This is a genomic window from Bradyrhizobium sp. USDA3010 (assembly GCF_056429065.1).
In genome coordinates this window covers 1-15,143 of sequence record NZ_JBWJZD010000011.1, presented here as the reverse complement: position 1 = coordinate 15,143, position 15,143 = coordinate 1, and the positions used below count along the sequence as shown (strand labels likewise).

At 65.7% G+C, this 15,143-nt stretch carries 13 protein-coding genes; 4 read left to right on the top strand and 9 right to left on the bottom strand.

What is annotated here, in order from left to right:
* Positions 1 to 35 precede the first annotated feature (35 nt).
* Positions 36 to 2,024 carry an ABCB family ABC transporter ATP-binding protein/permease gene (locus tag AC066Y_RS18520; protein WP_478275138.1) on the bottom strand — a complete coding sequence of 663 codons (1,989 nt, stop codon included), beginning with the start codon at positions 2,022 to 2,024 and terminating at the stop codon, positions 36 to 38.
* A 212-nt stretch (positions 2,025 to 2,236) separates the two neighbouring features.
* On the opposite strand from AC066Y_RS18520, the gene AC066Y_RS18515 reads away from it, so the two are divergent.
* On the top strand, positions 2,237 to 2,842 hold the full coding sequence (locus AC066Y_RS18515; protein WP_478275137.1) for an LOG family protein: 606 nt from the start codon (positions 2,237 to 2,239) through the stop codon (positions 2,840 to 2,842).
* 209 nt (positions 2,843 to 3,051) lie between these two features.
* On the opposite strand, the gene AC066Y_RS18510 is transcribed toward AC066Y_RS18515, so the two are convergent.
* The 4 genes from AC066Y_RS18510 to cysS all read right to left on the bottom strand — a co-directional run bounded on the left by AC066Y_RS18510 (position 3,052) and on the right by cysS (position 7,067).
* Positions 3,052 to 3,429, bottom strand: a complete 378-nt coding sequence (locus AC066Y_RS18510) for a VOC family protein (RefSeq protein WP_478275136.1) — start codon at positions 3,427 to 3,429, stop codon at positions 3,052 to 3,054.
* A 124-nt stretch (positions 3,430 to 3,553) separates the two neighbouring features.
* Positions 3,554 to 5,152, bottom strand: coding sequence for a citramalate synthase (cimA, locus tag AC066Y_RS18505; protein ID WP_478275135.1), 1,599 nt, complete (start codon positions 5,150 to 5,152; stop codon positions 3,554 to 3,556).
* The gene (locus AC066Y_RS18500; RefSeq protein ID WP_478275134.1) at positions 5,149 to 5,655 is read right to left on the bottom strand and encodes a GNAT family N-acetyltransferase; all 507 of its coding nucleotides are present in this window, start codon (positions 5,653 to 5,655) and stop codon (positions 5,149 to 5,151) included. The genes cimA and AC066Y_RS18500 overlap by 4 nt, the downstream gene beginning before the upstream one ends.
* Positions 5,652 to 7,067, bottom strand: a complete 1,416-nt coding sequence (gene cysS, locus AC066Y_RS18495; RefSeq protein WP_478275133.1) for a cysteine--tRNA ligase — start codon at positions 7,065 to 7,067, stop codon at positions 5,652 to 5,654. The genes AC066Y_RS18500 and cysS overlap by 4 nt, the downstream gene beginning before the upstream one ends.
* Before the next feature lie 295 nt (positions 7,068 to 7,362).
* On the opposite strand from cysS, the gene AC066Y_RS18490 reads away from it, so the two are divergent.
* Positions 7,363 to 7,671, top strand: a complete 309-nt coding sequence (locus AC066Y_RS18490; RefSeq protein WP_478275318.1) for a hypothetical protein — start codon at positions 7,363 to 7,365, stop codon at positions 7,669 to 7,671.
* A 171-nt stretch (positions 7,672 to 7,842) separates the two neighbouring features.
* Entirely contained in the window at positions 7,843 to 9,000 is a 1,158-nt protein-coding gene (locus tag AC066Y_RS18485) for a DUF2865 domain-containing protein (RefSeq protein WP_478275132.1), read from the top strand.
* A gap of 62 nt (positions 9,001 to 9,062) precedes the next feature.
* On the opposite strand, the gene AC066Y_RS18480 is transcribed toward AC066Y_RS18485, so the two are convergent.
* From AC066Y_RS18480 to AC066Y_RS18465, 4 genes are all read right to left on the bottom strand, one after another.
* Positions 9,063 to 10,814, bottom strand: coding sequence for an NAD+ synthase (locus AC066Y_RS18480; RefSeq protein WP_478275131.1), 1,752 nt, complete (start codon positions 10,812 to 10,814; stop codon positions 9,063 to 9,065).
* A 90-nt stretch (positions 10,815 to 10,904) separates the two neighbouring features.
* Entirely contained in the window at positions 10,905 to 12,050 is a 1,146-nt protein-coding gene (locus AC066Y_RS18475; protein ID WP_478275130.1) for an NAD(P)/FAD-dependent oxidoreductase, read from the bottom strand.
* Positions 12,047 to 12,406 (bottom strand): diacylglycerol kinase, encoded by a 360-nt coding sequence (locus tag AC066Y_RS18470; RefSeq protein WP_229170836.1) that lies wholly within the window; start codon positions 12,404 to 12,406, stop codon positions 12,047 to 12,049. The genes AC066Y_RS18475 and AC066Y_RS18470 overlap by 4 nt, the downstream gene beginning before the upstream one ends.
* A 29-nt stretch (positions 12,407 to 12,435) precedes the next feature.
* The gene (locus tag AC066Y_RS18465; RefSeq protein WP_478275129.1) at positions 12,436 to 13,824 is read right to left on the bottom strand and encodes a class II 3-deoxy-7-phosphoheptulonate synthase; all 1,389 of its coding nucleotides are present in this window, start codon (positions 13,822 to 13,824) and stop codon (positions 12,436 to 12,438) included.
* Between the two features lie 146 nt (positions 13,825 to 13,970).
* On the opposite strand from AC066Y_RS18465, the gene AC066Y_RS18460 reads away from it, so the two are divergent.
* On the top strand, positions 13,971 to 14,897 hold the full coding sequence (locus AC066Y_RS18460; protein WP_478275128.1) for an alpha/beta hydrolase family protein: 927 nt from the start codon (positions 13,971 to 13,973) through the stop codon (positions 14,895 to 14,897).
* Positions 14,898 to 15,143: the final 246 nt, after the last annotated feature.

Below are 15,143 nucleotides of genomic sequence, written 5' to 3'. Positions count from 1 at the left end.
CGCTTCGCACTTTTCCGGATCACGCCCTAAATCGACTATTCCGCGGCGGTCGGCAAGGGTTTCTCACCCGCGTCAGGGGTGGAATCATCAGACGAACCGGTGACTACGGGCGGCAGGCGATTCGGCGCGCTGCCATCGTCATCGACCTGGGCGAGCCGTTCGCGGGCCTCCTCGGCCTCGCGCTGCCGGTTCCACATGCTGGCGTAGAGGCCGCCCGAGGCCAAAAGCCGCGCATGGGTGCCGCGCTCGGCGATCCGACCCTGGTCCAGCACGATGATCTCGTCGGCGCCGACGATGGTCGACAGCCGGTGCGCGATCACCAGCGAGGTGCGGTTGCGCGAGACCCGCTCCAGCGCGCCCTGGATCTCGTGCTCGGTGTGGCTGTCGAGCGCCGAGGTCGCCTCGTCGAGCACCAGGATCGGCGGCGCCTTCAAGACGGTGCGCGCAATCGCGACGCGCTGCTTCTCGCCGCCGGAGAGCTTCAAGCCGCGCTCGCCGACCTGCGTCTCGTAACCCTGCGGCGACATCCGGATGAAGCCGTCGATCTGCGCCAGCCGCGCCGCCTCCTCGACCTCGTCGTCGCCGGCATCCCAGCGGCCATAGCGGATGTTGTAGCGGATGGTATCGTTGAACAGCACGGTGTCCTGCGGCACCATGCCGATCGCCGACCGCAGCGAGGCCTGCGTCACATTCTTGATGTCCTGGCCGTCGATCAGGATGCGGCCGCTCGAGACATCGTAGAGCCGGAACAGGAGCCGCGAGATCGTCGACTTGCCGGCGCCGGAGGGACCGACGATCGCGACCGTCTTGCCGGCCGGCACCTCGAAGCTCAGGCCTTTCAGGATCTGGCGGTCGGGCTCATAGGCGAAGCGGACATCCTCGAAGCGCACGCTGCCTGTGGACACCACGAGCGGCTTGGCGCCCGGCACGTCCTTCACCTCGGGATCGCGTGCCAGCACGTCGAACATCTTCTCGATGTCGATGATCGCCTGCTTGATCTCGCGATACACCATGCCCATGAAATTCAGCGGCTGGTACAGCTGGATCATCATCGAGTTGATCAGCACGAAATCGCCGACGGTGTGGGTGCCGTTGCGGATGCCGAACGCGCACATCAGCATGGTCGCGGTCAGCCCCGCGGTGAAGATGATCGCCTGCCCGGTGTTGAGCACGGCGAGCGAGGTGTAGGTCTTCACGCTCGCCTGCTCGTAGCGCTCCATCGAGCGGTCGTAGCGCCTGGCCTCGCGCTCCTCGGCGCCGAAATACTTCACCGTCTCGTAGTTGAGCAGCGAGTCGATCGCCTTGGTGTTGGCCTCGGTGTCGGAATCGTTCATCTTGCGGCGGATCTCGATCCGCCACTCGGTCGCAATGTAGGTGTAGTACATGAACACGACGACCGTGATCAGCACCGCGAGCACATAGCGCCAGTCGAACTGCCAGAGCAGCACCGCCGCCAGCAGCGCGACCTCGACGATGGTCGGGATCAGCTGCAGGATCACCATCCGCACGATGGTCTCGATGCCGGAGCGGCCGCGCTCCAGCACGCGGGTCAGGCCGCCGGTCTTGCGCTCGAGATGGAAGCGCAGCGACAGCTCGTGCATGTGCACGAAGGTGATGTAGGCGAGCCGCCGCACCGCGTGCATCGCGACGCGGGCGAAGATGCCGTCGCGCCACTGCGTCAGCACCGCCATGATGATGCGCACCGCGCCGTAGCTGATCGTCATCAGCACCGGCGAGGCGATCAGCCAGACCATCCAGTTCGAGGTCGCGACCGGCGCCGAACCCGTGCCGTTCAGCGCATCGATCGCCCATTTGAAGGTGAACGGAACCGACAGCGTCGCGAGCTTGGCGAACAGCAGCAGCACCACCGACCAGATCACGCGCATCTTCAAATCGGCGCGATCGCCGGGCCAGATATAGGGCCAGAGATGAACGAGAGTGCCGAGCAGCGTCCCCCTCTCGGCGGCTGGCGTCGTGGCCGTGGGCTGATCGGCCGCGGTCACAGTCTGTTGCGGCGGCACCATCAGGAGCCCGCTCTTGCCGTCATGGCGCGGCGGTCCGCGGCCACATCTTTTCCACGATTTACCATTGTGCCCGTCATATAGATCGTTTCAACGTGGCGTACAGGCTTATGGCGAAAATTGTTCGCGATTCGCGGGAATTTACGGGATTTTTGGCCCTCAATGCCCATATGCGAGTCTTGACCCTGTTTACGCTGCAGTGCCACAAGGATCGTATGAACCAAATCAAGACTGTCTGTGTTTATTGCGGCTCCGGCCCCGGTAACAATCCCCGCTTCATCGAAGCTGCCATCGCGCTCGGCAAGGCCTTTGCCGAAAACAACGTGCGCCTGGTCTACGGCGGCGGCTCGATCGGCCTGATGGGCGCGGTCGCCAAATCCACCCTCGATCATGGCGGCTCCGTCACCGGCATCATTCCGGAATTCCTGCGGGCGCGCGAGAATGCGCTGACCTCGATTCAGGAGATGATCGTCACCCCCGACATGCATGAGCGCAAGCGGCTGATGTTCGAGCGCTCGGATGCGTTCGTCGCACTGCCCGGCGGCATCGGCACGCTGGAGGAGTTGGTCGAGCAACTGACCTGGCAACAGCTCGGCCGTCACTCCAAGCCGATCCTGCTCGCCAATATTGATGGATTCTGGGAACCCCTGCTCTCGCTGCTGAGCCACATGCGCACGACCGAGTTCATCCGCGCGACGCTTCCGATCAACGTGCTGATGGCCGACCGCGTCGACGAGATTTTGCCGCGGCTGCGTTCCGCCGTCGCCGGCAAGCCGGCAGCCGCGAAGGAGCTCGCGCCCGAAGTGGCGCGGCGGCTGTAGGCGTTCACCACGCCTTCAGCTCCATCACCGTCATACCGAGGAGCGCGGAACGCGCGTCTCGAAGCATGCACGGCCCGGCTGGTGGCCGTCTATCCTTCGAGGCTCGCCCAGCGGCGCAATTTGCGCCGCAAGGCTCGCACCTCCAGCGACAAAGGCGAAGCCTTTGCGCGGGGATGACGGGTTCAACAGCTTCACCGCGTATCGAGGCCCTACTCGCTTGGAAACGTCACGGCCTCGATGCGATTGCCGTCGGGGTCGAGGATGAAGGCGGCGTAGTAGCGCACGCGGTCGTGCGGGCGCAGGCCCGGGGGACCATCGGAGAGGCCGCCTGACGCCAGCGCGGCGGCATGGAAGGCATCGACCTCGGCGGTGGTTTTCGCCCGCAGGCAGATATGCGTGCCGCTCTCATGCGCGACCTGCGCCATCGTGGCGCGCAGATTGATCCAGAATTCCGGATAGGCCTTGCCGAAGCCGATCGTCGCCGGCCGCGTGACGAGACGGTTCAGGCCGAGCGCGGCCAGCGTCGGCTCATAGAACCGCGCGGCGCGCTCGAGGTCGCGGACGCCGACGGAGACGTGGTCTATCATCTGCTCTCCTTCCCGTCATTGCGAGCGAAGCGAAGCAATCCATCGCGCCGCAAGCTGAGACATGGATTGCTTCGTCGCTATCGCTCCTCGCAATGACGATTGCGGTACCACTTGCGCGCAAACCTCACGCCTGCGCGCCCGACTTCACCAGCTTGTAGAACACCGAATCCATCAGCGCCTGGAACGAGGCGTCGATGATGTTGGGCGAGACGCCGACCGTGGTCCAGCTCTCGCCAGTCTCGTCCTCGCTTTCGATCAGCACGCGCGTGACCGCCTCGGTGCCGCCATTGAGGATACGCACGCGGTAGTCGATCAGCTTCAGGCCATCGATGTATTTCTGGTACTTGCCGAGATCCTTGCGCAGCGCCACGTCGAGCGCATTCACCGGGCCGTTGCCCTCGGCGGCCGAGATCAGCCGCTCGCCGTCGACGTCGACCTTCACCACCGCGAGCGCCACCGTGACGCGCCGGCCGTTGGCGTTATAGCGCTGCTCGACATTGACATCGAACTGCTCGACCTTGAAATATTCCGGCACCTTGCCGAGCGTGCGACGCGCCAACAGGTCGAATGAGGCATTCGCCGATTCATAGGCAAATCCCGCGGCCTCGCGCTCCTTCAGCTCCTCGACCAGGCGCGTCAGCCGCGGATCGCCCTTGTCGTAGACGATGCCGGCGCGGTCGAGCTCGGCCATCACATTTGAGCGGCCGGCCTGGTCCGACACCAGCACCTTGCGGTGGTTGCCGACGGAATCCGGCAGCACGTGCTCATAGGTCTGCGGATCCTTCATGACAGCGGAGGCATGGATGCCGGTCTTGGTGACGAAGGCGCTCTCGCCGACGTAGGCAGCATGGCGGTTTGGCGCGCGGTTCAGCATGTCGTCGAGCGTGCGCGACACCTTCATCAGCGTCGCCATCTTCTCCGTGGTGACGCCGATCTCGAACTTGTCGGAAAACTCCTGCTTCAGCTTCAACGTCGGGATCAGCGAGCATAGATTGGCGTTGCCGCAGCGCTCGCCGAGGCCGTTGAGCGTGCCCTGGACCTGTCGTGCGCCGGCGCGCACCGCGGCGAGCGAATTGGCCACCGCCTGCTCGGTGTCGTTATGGGCGTGAATACCGACATGAGCGCCGGGCACCTGCCTGACGACATCGCCGACAATGGTCTCGATCTCGTGCGGCATGGTCCCGCCATTGGTGTCGCACAGCACCACCCAGCGCGCACCGGCCTCATAGGCCGCCGTCGCGCAGGCAAGTGCATAGTCGCGGTTCTCCTTGTAGCCGTCGAAGAAATGCTCGCAATCAACCATCACCTCGCGGCCCAATGCCTTCGCGGCCGCGACGCTGTCGCGGATCGAGGCGAGGTTCTCCTCGTTCGTGGTCTCGAGCGCGACGCGGACCTGGTAGGCCGAGGATTTTGCCACGAAGCAGATCGCGTCCGCCTTGGCCTCGAGGATACCGGCGAGCCCCGGATCGTTGGACGCCGAGCGGCCCGGCCGCCGCGTCATGCCGAACGCGGTGAAGCGCGCATGATCGAAGGCAGGCTTCTTGCTGAAGAACTCGGTGTCGGTCGGATTGGCGCCGGGATAGCCGCCCTCGACATAGTCGATGCCGAGCGCGTCGAGCATGCCCGCGATCACCTGCTTGTCCTGCAGCGTGAAGTCGACGCCATTGGTCTGCGCACCGTCGCGCAGCGTGGTATCGAACAGATAGAGGCGTTCGCGGCTCATGCGTGGCCTCCTGGCACGGCAACGCCGTCGAGCGTCTTCTGCATCGTGGTGTTGGCGAGCCATTCGTCGTTGATGGTGACCGTATTGCGCTGCTGCGCGACGTAGCCGCGCTTGCGGAAGAATTCGAGCGCGGTGTCGCTGGCATCGACCTTCAGGGCCTTGCTGCCGCGAGCACTCGCAATCTTCTCCAGCGCATCGCACAGCGCGCTGCCTGCACCCTGCCCGATCGCGCTCGGATGCACATAGAGCATGTCGATGTGATCGGCCCCCTTCAACGAGGCGAACCCGACCGGCGCGCCCTGCAATGTCGCGATCAGGGTCAGCTGCCCGGCGAGCTTCTTGCCGAAGGCCTCCTCGTCATCGGCGGCCATCGCCCAGGCTTCCTGCTGCGCCTCGCTGTAATCGTCGCCGGTCAGGTCCATGATCGACGCCGCGAAGATCGCCGCCAGCAGCGGCGCGTCGTCAGGCAGATACGGGCGCAACGCGGGTGCGGATCGGCTCATCGCGCAACCTCCCAGGTCGTGATCGGCTTTCCTTCGGCATCCTTGCCGTCCTTGATCGCGACGCCCATCGCGGCGAGCTGATCGCGGATCCGGTCGGATTCCTTGAAATCCTTGCGCGCACGCGCCGCGGAGCGCTCGGCGATCAGCGCCTCGACCGCTGCGGCATCGACGCCGCTGGCCTGCTCCTTGCGTCCCTTCCACGACGCCGCGCTCTCGGCGAGGAAGCCGAGCAACCGCAGCGAGCCGGCAAATTCCTTGCGGGCCGCTTCACTGCTCGCGGCAGCATTCCGCAAACTGTGCAGCACGGCCATGGCCTGCGCCGTGTTGAGGTCGTCGTAGAGCGCCTCGACCATCGCCGGCGACGGCGCGCCGGACTCGGCGTCGGCCGCGACCGCATACCAGTCGTCGAGCGTCCGTGCGGCTTCCTCCGCACTCTTCAGCGTCCAGTCGAGCGGCGACCGGTAATGCGTTCTCAGCATGCTGAGCCGCAGCACCTCGCCCGGCCAATCGGCCAAGAGATCGCGGATCGTGAAGAAGTTGCCGAGCGACTTCGACATCTTCTCGCTTTCGATCTGCAGGAAGCCGTTGTGCATCCAGACATTGGCCATGCGGTCGGTATGGAACGCGCAGCAAGTCTGCGCGAGCTCGTTCTCATGGTGCGGGAACACCAGGTCGATGCCGCCGCCATGGATGTCGAACTTCTCACCGAGATGCTTCCAGGCCATCGCCGAGCACTCGATGTGCCAGCCGGGCCGGCCCTCGACGGCAATGCCTGCCGGTGACGGCCAGGACGGCTCGCCCGGCTTCGACGGCTTCCACAGCACAAAGTCGGTGTTGTCGCGCTTGTAAGGCGCGACATCGACGCGGGCGCCCGCGATCATCTCGTCGAGCGAACGCTTCGACAGCGCGCCGTAGCGCGGCAGCGTGGAATTGGCCGCGTTCATCGCCTGCGGCGAGAACAGCACGTGATCCTCGGCGACATAGGCAAAGCCGCCGGCGACCAGCTTCTCGATGATCGCGCGCATCTCCGGGATATGCTCGGTCGCGCGCGGCTGCACGGTCGGCGGCAAGCAGCCGAGCGCTGCGACGTCGTCCTGATATTGCTGATAGGTCAGCTCGGTGACCTTGCGGATCGCCTCGTTCAGGGGCACGCCGGGATAGTCCCGCGCGGCCCGAACGTTGATCTTGTCGTCGACGTCGGTGACGTTGCGGACATAGGTGACGTGGCCGGCGCCGTAGCGATGGCGCAGCGCGCGGAACAGCACGTCGAAGACAACAGCCGCCCGGCCGTTGCCGATATGGGCGAAGTCGTAGACCGTCGGTCCGCAGGCATACATGCGGACGTTATCGGCATCGAGCGGCACGAACGGCCGCTTCTCCCGGGTCAGCGTATCGTAGAGGCGCAAATCCATGGGTACCCATCCCTTGCGGCCGGGCGTCCAGTGATCTCAGGGTGATTGAGAAAAGACGGCCTCAGCCAGCGAATCGCTAGCTCATAATCTCGCGGCAAATGCTGCAGATGGCGAGGTGGCCGTTCATGGTTCCATCGTGTCTCACGGCCCCCTGATCGCGTCAAGGGGCTGTTTTGGGTCGTTACGCAACCCGCACCGCACCGAAATCACGCCAACGCCCTCATGGTTAATCATTATTAAGGAATTGGGCGTACGGGAGGGCCTGCGGATTCCCCGCCATTTTCACTGGTGCACCATGCGGCCCATTTCGGCATTGATTGCCTCTACGTTCGTCCTTGTCGCCTCGGCCGCCCTGGCCGACAGCCGCGTTTTCATCGTCGCCAACCAGGCCGACGGCTACGGCATCGACCAATGCCTGGCCCGCGGCGACCGCTGCGGCGCGTCCGCCGCCCGCGCCTACTGCCGGTCACGCGATTTTGCGCAGGCCACCAGTTACCGGCGCGTCGATCCCGACGAGATCACCGGCGCGGTTCCGCATGCCACGGGCGAGACTTGCACCGGCAATAGCTGCGGCGAATACGTCGCCATCACCTGCCAGCGCTAGGCCAAGCCGCTGGACAAACGGGGGTTATTGCCACACCGGCGCCCCGGAAACGACGTGACGCTGCCCCGAGAAACGGCTATTGCAGGCGGCCTTTGCAGGTGGTCTTGGCAGGTGGTCCTGGCCGCGCGCTTTGGCGTTGATTGCCGCGCGGCGTCGTTTTAATGGCCGGATATGCCCCATAGCTCCCGTTCTCGCTTCTCCCGCTGGTTCCTGACTTGCGCCCTGCTGGCCGGTATCGCCCTGCCTGCCGCGGATGCCCTGGCGCAGGTGCCTCCGGGCCCGCCCGGCCCGGCTCCACAAGGCGCGCAGGCCAATCCGATGTGCGCGCGGCTGGAGGGCCAGCTGGCGGCGATCGATCGCGGCGGCGGCGATCCAGCCAAGGACGAGCAGATCCGCCGCTATCAGGACGCGGCAACCCGGCAACAGGGCGAGTTGGATCGCGTGACCGCGCAGGCCCGGCGCATGGGCTGCGACAGTTCCGGATTCCTTTCGCTCTTCAACAATAACTCGGCGCAGTGCGGACCGGTCAACAACCAGATCCAGCAGATGCGCGCCAATCTCGACCAGATGACCGCAAATCTCGAGCGGCTGCGCACCGGCGGGCTCGGCGGCGCCGATCGCGAGAACCAGCGCCGCTCGGTATTGACCGCGCTGGCGCAGAACAATTGCGGCCCGCAATACGCGGCGGCCGCGCGCGGCCCCGGCAACTTCCTCGAGAACCTGTTCGGCGGCGGCGGTGGTGGCGGCAATCCCAACGAACCGCTTCCCCCGCCCGATGCGCAATATGGCGGACAGTCCGGCACCTTCCGCACCGTCTGCGTCCGCACCTGCGACGGCGCCTACTTCCCGATCTCGTTCGCGACCTCGCAGGCGCGCTTTGCCGCCGACGAACAAATCTGCAAGGCGCAGTGCCCGGCCGCGGAGGCCAGCCTGTTCGCCTACCGCAATCCCGGCGAAGACATCAACCAGGCGGTCTCGATCAGCGGCCAGCCCTACTCGTCGCTGCCGAACGCCTTCAAGTACCGCACCGAGTTCAATCCGGCCTGCTCCTGCAAGCCGGCCGGCCAGAGCTGGGCGGAGGCGCTGAAAGCCGTCGACGACCAGGCGGCCGCCGCGCAGCAGGGCGACATCATCGTCACCGAGGAGAGCGCGCGGAAGATGCAGCAGCGCGCGCAGACCAAGGCTGCCGCCGGCAAGAAGGGCGCGCCCGCTGCAGCGGCGGCTCAACCGCAGCAGCCCGCCGCCGCTGACGCCACCGCGCCGGCGGCGCCCGCGAGCGACGGCCAGATCCGCACGGTCGGCCCGACCTTCATCCCGAAGAAGCAGTAAGGCGCATTACATTTTGAGCGTGATCTTGCGGAAAACCGGTCTCCACTTTTCCGGATCACGCTCTACCCCTCGAACGCTTCCGCCGACGCGCGCAAGGTGCGCGTCACGAGCTTCTCGTCCGGCTCCGGCAGCGCATTGCCGAAATCGCGGAAGCGGTTGGTGATTGGATAGCGGCGGTCGCGGCCGAAGTTCTTGCGCGTCACCTTCACCCCCGGCGCCGCCTGCCGCCGCTTGTATTCGGCGATGTTGAGCAGGCGATCGACGCGCGTCACCACATCGCGGTCGAAGCCGGCCTCGATGATGGTCGCAAGCGGCTCCTCGCGCTCCACCAGCCGCTCGAGGATCGCATCCAGCACCTCGTAGGGCGGCAGCGAATCCTGGTCGGTCTGGTTCTCGCGCAACTCCGCGGTCGGCGGCCGGATGATGATGTTGACCGGGATCACCTCGCCCGACGGTCCGAGCGCGCCGTCCGGCTTCCAGGCATTGCGCAGGCTCGACAGGCGGAACACCTCGGTCTTGTAGATGTCCTTGATCGGGTTGAAGCCGCCATTCATGTCGCCGTACAGCGTGGCGTAGCCGACCGACATTTCCGACTTGTTGCCGGTCGTCACCACCATGGCGCCGGTCTTGTTGGAAATCGCCATCAACAGCGTACCGCGGGCGCGCGCCTGCAAATTCTCCTCGGTGATGTCGCGCTCCAGCCCTTTGAACACCGGCGCCAAAATCGTCTCGAACCCGTTGACGGCATCGGCAATCGGCAGGATCTCGTAGCGGATGCCGAGTGCGGCGGCGAGCTTGGCGGCATCGTCGAGCGAGACCTGCGCGGTGTAACGGAACGGCAGCATCACGCCGCGGACCTTGTCGGCGCCGAGCGCGTCGACCGCGATCGCCGCGCACAGCGCCGAGTCGATGCCGCCGGAGACGCCGAGCAGCACGCCGGGAAAACCGTTCTTGCGGACATAGTCGCGCATGCCGAGCACGCAGGCCGCGTAATCGGCCTTGTCGCCTTCGAGCTGCGCCGTGATCGGCCCGTTGCAGCGCCAGCCATCCGCGGTCTTGCGCCAGGTCAGCGTCGTGATGTTCTCCTCGAACGCCGGAAGCTGTGCTGCGACGGAGAGATCGGCATTGAGCGCAAACGAGGCGCCGTCGAAGATCAGTTCGTCCTGGCCGCCCATCTCGTTGAGATAAATCAGCGGCAGCCCGCTCTCGGTGACGCGCGCCACCACGATCGACAGCCGGAGATCGGTCTTGTCGCGGGCATAGGGCGAGCCGTTCGGCACGATCAGGATCTCCGCGCCGGTCTCGGCCAGGCACTCGACGGCGTTCTCGTAGTCCTCGGATTCCTCGAGCCAGATGTCCTCGCAGATCGGCACGCCGATACGCACGCCGCGCACGGTCACCGGGCCCGATGCCGGGCCGCGCGCAAACAGCCGCTTCTCGTCGAACACGCCGTAATTCGGCAGGTTGGCCTTGAAGCGCAGCGCGGCGATGCGGCCGCCGTCGAGCAGCGCGCAGGCATTGTAGAGCTTGCCGTCCTCGACCCAGGGCGTGCCGATCAGCATCGCCGGGCCGCCATCTTTGGTCTCGCGCGCCAGTTCCTCGATCGCGGCGCGGCAGGCCGACTGGAATGCCGGCTTGAGCACCAGATCCTCCGGCGGATAGCCGGCGATGAACAGCTCCGACAGCACCACGAGGTCGGCGCCGTCGGCCTTCGCCTTGTCGCGCGCGGCGCGCGCTTTCGCGGCGTTGCCGGTGACGTCACCGACCGTCGGATTCAGTTGCGCCAGGGTGATCTTGATCTGTTGTTCGCTCATAGCTTTATGTTGTCCCGCACAACGGCAAACTGCAATGGTCGTCCGATCATGGTGCGATTGCAGAAATCGCACTGGGATCGCCGGCGCCGGTCAGGGGGCAAGCTCTGCCCTCACCTCGCCGAGCAGCGCCATGCCTCCCAACCGGCCCAATTCGTCCGAACATTTCGCGCTCTTGCCATAGCAGCCGAATGCGACCGTGACCCGCTCGGAAAGCGGTCCGATGCTGGGCAAGCCGGTGTCGCCGAAGGTGGTCATGCAGGGCACGACGCGGCGTTCCTCGAATTTGAGGTCGCGAATGCGGTCAAGGATCTGGCTTTGCAGCCGATCAGCCACGTCAACCGATCCGCCCGACCGGAACCAGTCCTTGATTTCAGCCTCGCTCTCGAGCGCACGATCGACCGGATCGCCGCCGAGCTTCAGCCAGGTCTGGCCATCCGGATAAGGGATCGGCGGCAGGATGTAGGGATTGTCGCCCTTGGGCCCGAGACAGCGCATCGACGGCATACCGGCCAGGCGTTGCACCTCCGCCGCACCGAGCCGGAACAGCGCCGCGGTCCGCGCATAGACCGTAAAGCCTAATGAGCGACCGAGCAGCAATTGGGTGTGCCCGCCGGCGGCAACGAGCACGCGCTCGGCCGCGACGCTGCCCGATCGCGTCCGGATCGTCACACCGGAGCCGTTCTCTGAAATCCCCAGCGCAGGCTCGTCGACGATCCGGGCGCCTGCGCGCTCCGCCGCGATCGTCTGCGCCCGGACCAGGCGGCGCGGTGAGATGTATCCGGCATTGCGCGGCTCGAAATAGCCCAGCATTCCCGCCGTCGATTTCAGGAACGGAAACCGCTCCGCAAGCGCCGCATCCTGATAGGCTTCACGAGCGATCCCCTCGTCGGCGCAGACCTTGCCGACCGATGCGACATCGGTGGTCTCGCGATCGCCGATGTGAAGCGCACCGGCTTCGCGGTAGAAGTCGACACCGCTTTCCGCCGCAATCTCGCCATAGCGCGCAATCGCAGCGCGATTCATCTGCCGCCAGAATGGCTGCGGATCGTAGGTCCGCGTGATGCGGCCCTCATCATAGTGGCTGCCGAAGACGCCGCTGTGCTGCGAGAAATCGGCCGGCTCATCGGGCCCGATCAGCGCAACGTCATGGCCCATCTTGCTCAGATGTCGCGCGGCCGCGGACCCGATCAGTCCACGTCCGATCACCGCAAGCTTGATCGGCTTGTTGGCGCTCACGACGAGAATGCGCCCAGGCGTTCGGCCAGGGCGAACAGCCAGAACAGCCCGGCCATCACGAGCGCGACGCCGACGGCTGCGGAGCCCATGTCCTTGACCCGCCCGATCTGCGGATCGTGATCCATCGTCAGGCGGTCGGCGAGCTTCTCGATCGCGGTGTTGAGCAGCTCGATGACGAGCACCAGCACCACGGTCGCGACCAGCTCGACCCGCCGCATCACGGTGGCGCCGACCAGCCAGGCCAGCGGCACCGACAGCACCAGCGCGACGACTTCCTCGCGAATCGCCTGCTCCGAGCGAATGGCGAATGCCAGCCCGTTGCGCGAGTTGATGGTGGCTCGCCAGAACCTCAGCAAGTCACTGCCCTCAAGTCACGGCCCCCAAATCACAACCCAGCGGCGGCCGGCATCGGTTTGACCTTGCCGGCGCGCTCCTGCTTCAGGAGCTCGGCGATCAGGAAGGCCATGTCGATCGACTGTTCGGCGTTGAGGCGGGGATCGCAGACCGTGTGGTAGCGATCGTTGAGATCCTCATCGGTGATGGCGCGCGCACCGCCGATGCACTCGGTGACGTCCTGCCCGGTCATCTCCAGATGCACGCCGCCGGCATGGGTGCCTTCGGCGGCGTGGATTTGGAAGAACGCCTTCACCTCGGACAGCACGCGGTCGAACGGCCGCGTCTTGTAGCCCGAGGTCGAGGTGATGGTGTTGCCGTGCATCGGATCGCACGACCACACCACCTTGCGGCCTTCCCGCTGCACGGCGCGGATCAGGCCCGGCAGATGGTCGCCGACCTTGTCGGCGCCGAAGCGGTTGATCAGCGTCAGGCGTCCCGGCTCGTTGTCGGGGCTGAGCACGTCGATCAGCTTCAGCAACTCGTCGGGCTTCAGCGACGGACCGCATTTCAGGCCGATCGGGTTCTTGATACCGCGGAAATATTCGACATGGCCGTGATCGAGCTGCCGGGTGCGGTCGCCGATCCAGATCATGTGGCCGGAGGTCGCATACCAGTCGCCGGTGGTGGAATCGACCCGCGTCATCGCCTGCTCGTAGCCGAGCAGCAGCGCCTCGTGGCTGGTGTAGAAATCGGTGGCGCGGAGCTCCGGGTGGCTCTCGAGATCGAGGCCGCAGGCGCGCATGAAGTTCAGCGCGTCCGAGATGCGATCGGCCAGCTCCTTGTAGCGGCGGGACTGCGGCGAATCCTTCAGGAAGCCGAGCATCCATTGATGCACGCTGCCGAGATTGGCGAAGCCGCCGGTCGCGAACGCGCGCAGCAGGTTCAGCGTCGCCGCGGATTGGCGATATGCCATCAGCTGGCGCTGCGGATCGGGAATCCGCGCTTCCGGCGTGAAGGCGATGTCGTTGACGATGTCGCCGCGATAGCTCGGCAGCTCGACGTCGCCCTGCTTCTCGGTCGGCGACGAGCGCGGCTTGGCGAATTGGCCTGCGATGCGGCCGACCTTCACCACCGGCAGCGCGCCGGCATAGGTCATGACCACCGCCATCTGCAGCAACACGCGGAAGAAGTCGCGGATGTTGTTGGCACCGTGCTCGGCAAAGCTCTCGGCGCAATCGCCGCCCTGCAGCAGGAACGCCTCGCCGGCGGAGACACGCCCCAGCGCCTTCTTCAGGTTGCGCGCCTCGCCCGCGAACACCAGCGGCGGAAAGGTCGCAAGCTGGGCCTCGACATCGGCCAATGCCTTGGCATCGGGATAATCAGGCACCTGCAGCACCTTCTTGGCGCGCCAGCTATCGGGTGTCCACCGCTCGGACATGAGGTCAACTCCTGAGCAAAAACCGCGACTTAATCGACGGGAAAACCCGGCTTATACACAGCCGCCCGCTCCCCCGCTAGAAGGATTCCTGCAATCCCGTCAAACTCTTGCAGGAAAATACGAATTCGCATTTGCTGGACCATACCATGAATGCCAGGGAATTTGCCGCAGCCTCCGCCGCGCTGGACGACGTTTTTAGCGACGACATCGTCGTGCCGGCCGCGGATGGCTATCCGCTCGCAGCGACGCTGTTCCTGCCGCGCGGCAAGAAACGCCGTGCCGTCCTGATCAACTCGGCGACCGCCGTGCCGCGGAAGGTCTATCGCGGCTTTGCCGGCTACCTCGCCCGCCGCGGCGCGGCGGTCTTGACCTACGACTACCGCGGCACCGGCGATAGCAGGCCGATGGCGGCAACCGGCCTCAACAAGCCGAAGTCGCTGGCCGGCTTCAAGGCCACGATGGCGGACTGGGCCGCGCTCGACACCACCGCGGCTGTGAGCTGGATGCGCGATCGCTACCGCGAACTCCCCTTCGCCTATGTCGGCCACTCCTTCGGCGGCCAGGCGCTCGGGCTCCTTGCTAACAACGCTGAAATTCCGCGCGCGCTGCTGGTCGCCTCGCAGGCGGCCGCCTGGAAGCTGATGGCCTCGCCCGAGCGCTACCGCGTCGTCGCCTTCATGAACGTCATCGGCCTGCCGCTGGCGCGCACGCTCGGCTATGTGCCCGCCTGGGCCGGGCTCGGCATGGACCTGCCGCGGGGCGTGTTCGAGCAATGGCGCGGCTGGGTGATGCGCGAGCGCTATCTGCTCGATGATCCAGCGCTCGCAGCGCGCGAAAATTTTCCGAAATTCAAGGGCAAGCTCCGCGCGCTTGTCATCACCGACGACACCTGGGCGACGCGGCCGGCGGTCGAGTTGCTGTGCTCCGCCTTCACGTCGATCACGCCGGAGATCATCTCGATCCGCCCCGCGGATGCCGGCGTGAAAGCGATCGGCCATTTCGGCTTCTTCCGCAGCGAACACCGCGACGCGCTGTGGCGCGGCGCCGCGGAGTGGCTCGAGGCGGAGGGGTAAGGGCCAGATTCTCCGCCGTCGTCCCTGCGAAAGCAGGGACCCATACGCCGCGGCGGATGTTGTGAAAAGGGGCTCGTCGTTCCAGCATCGCGCGCCAATCGGCGTTGGTGGCTATGGGTCCCTTGGGTTCACGACACAAGTGCAACACCTGCTAGGGTGTTGTGGCGATGGGACAATGTTATGGCCAGCTCAGCCTTGAAGAGCGCGTTGAGATTTACCGCCTGCATGCAGGCGGTAAATCTCAAA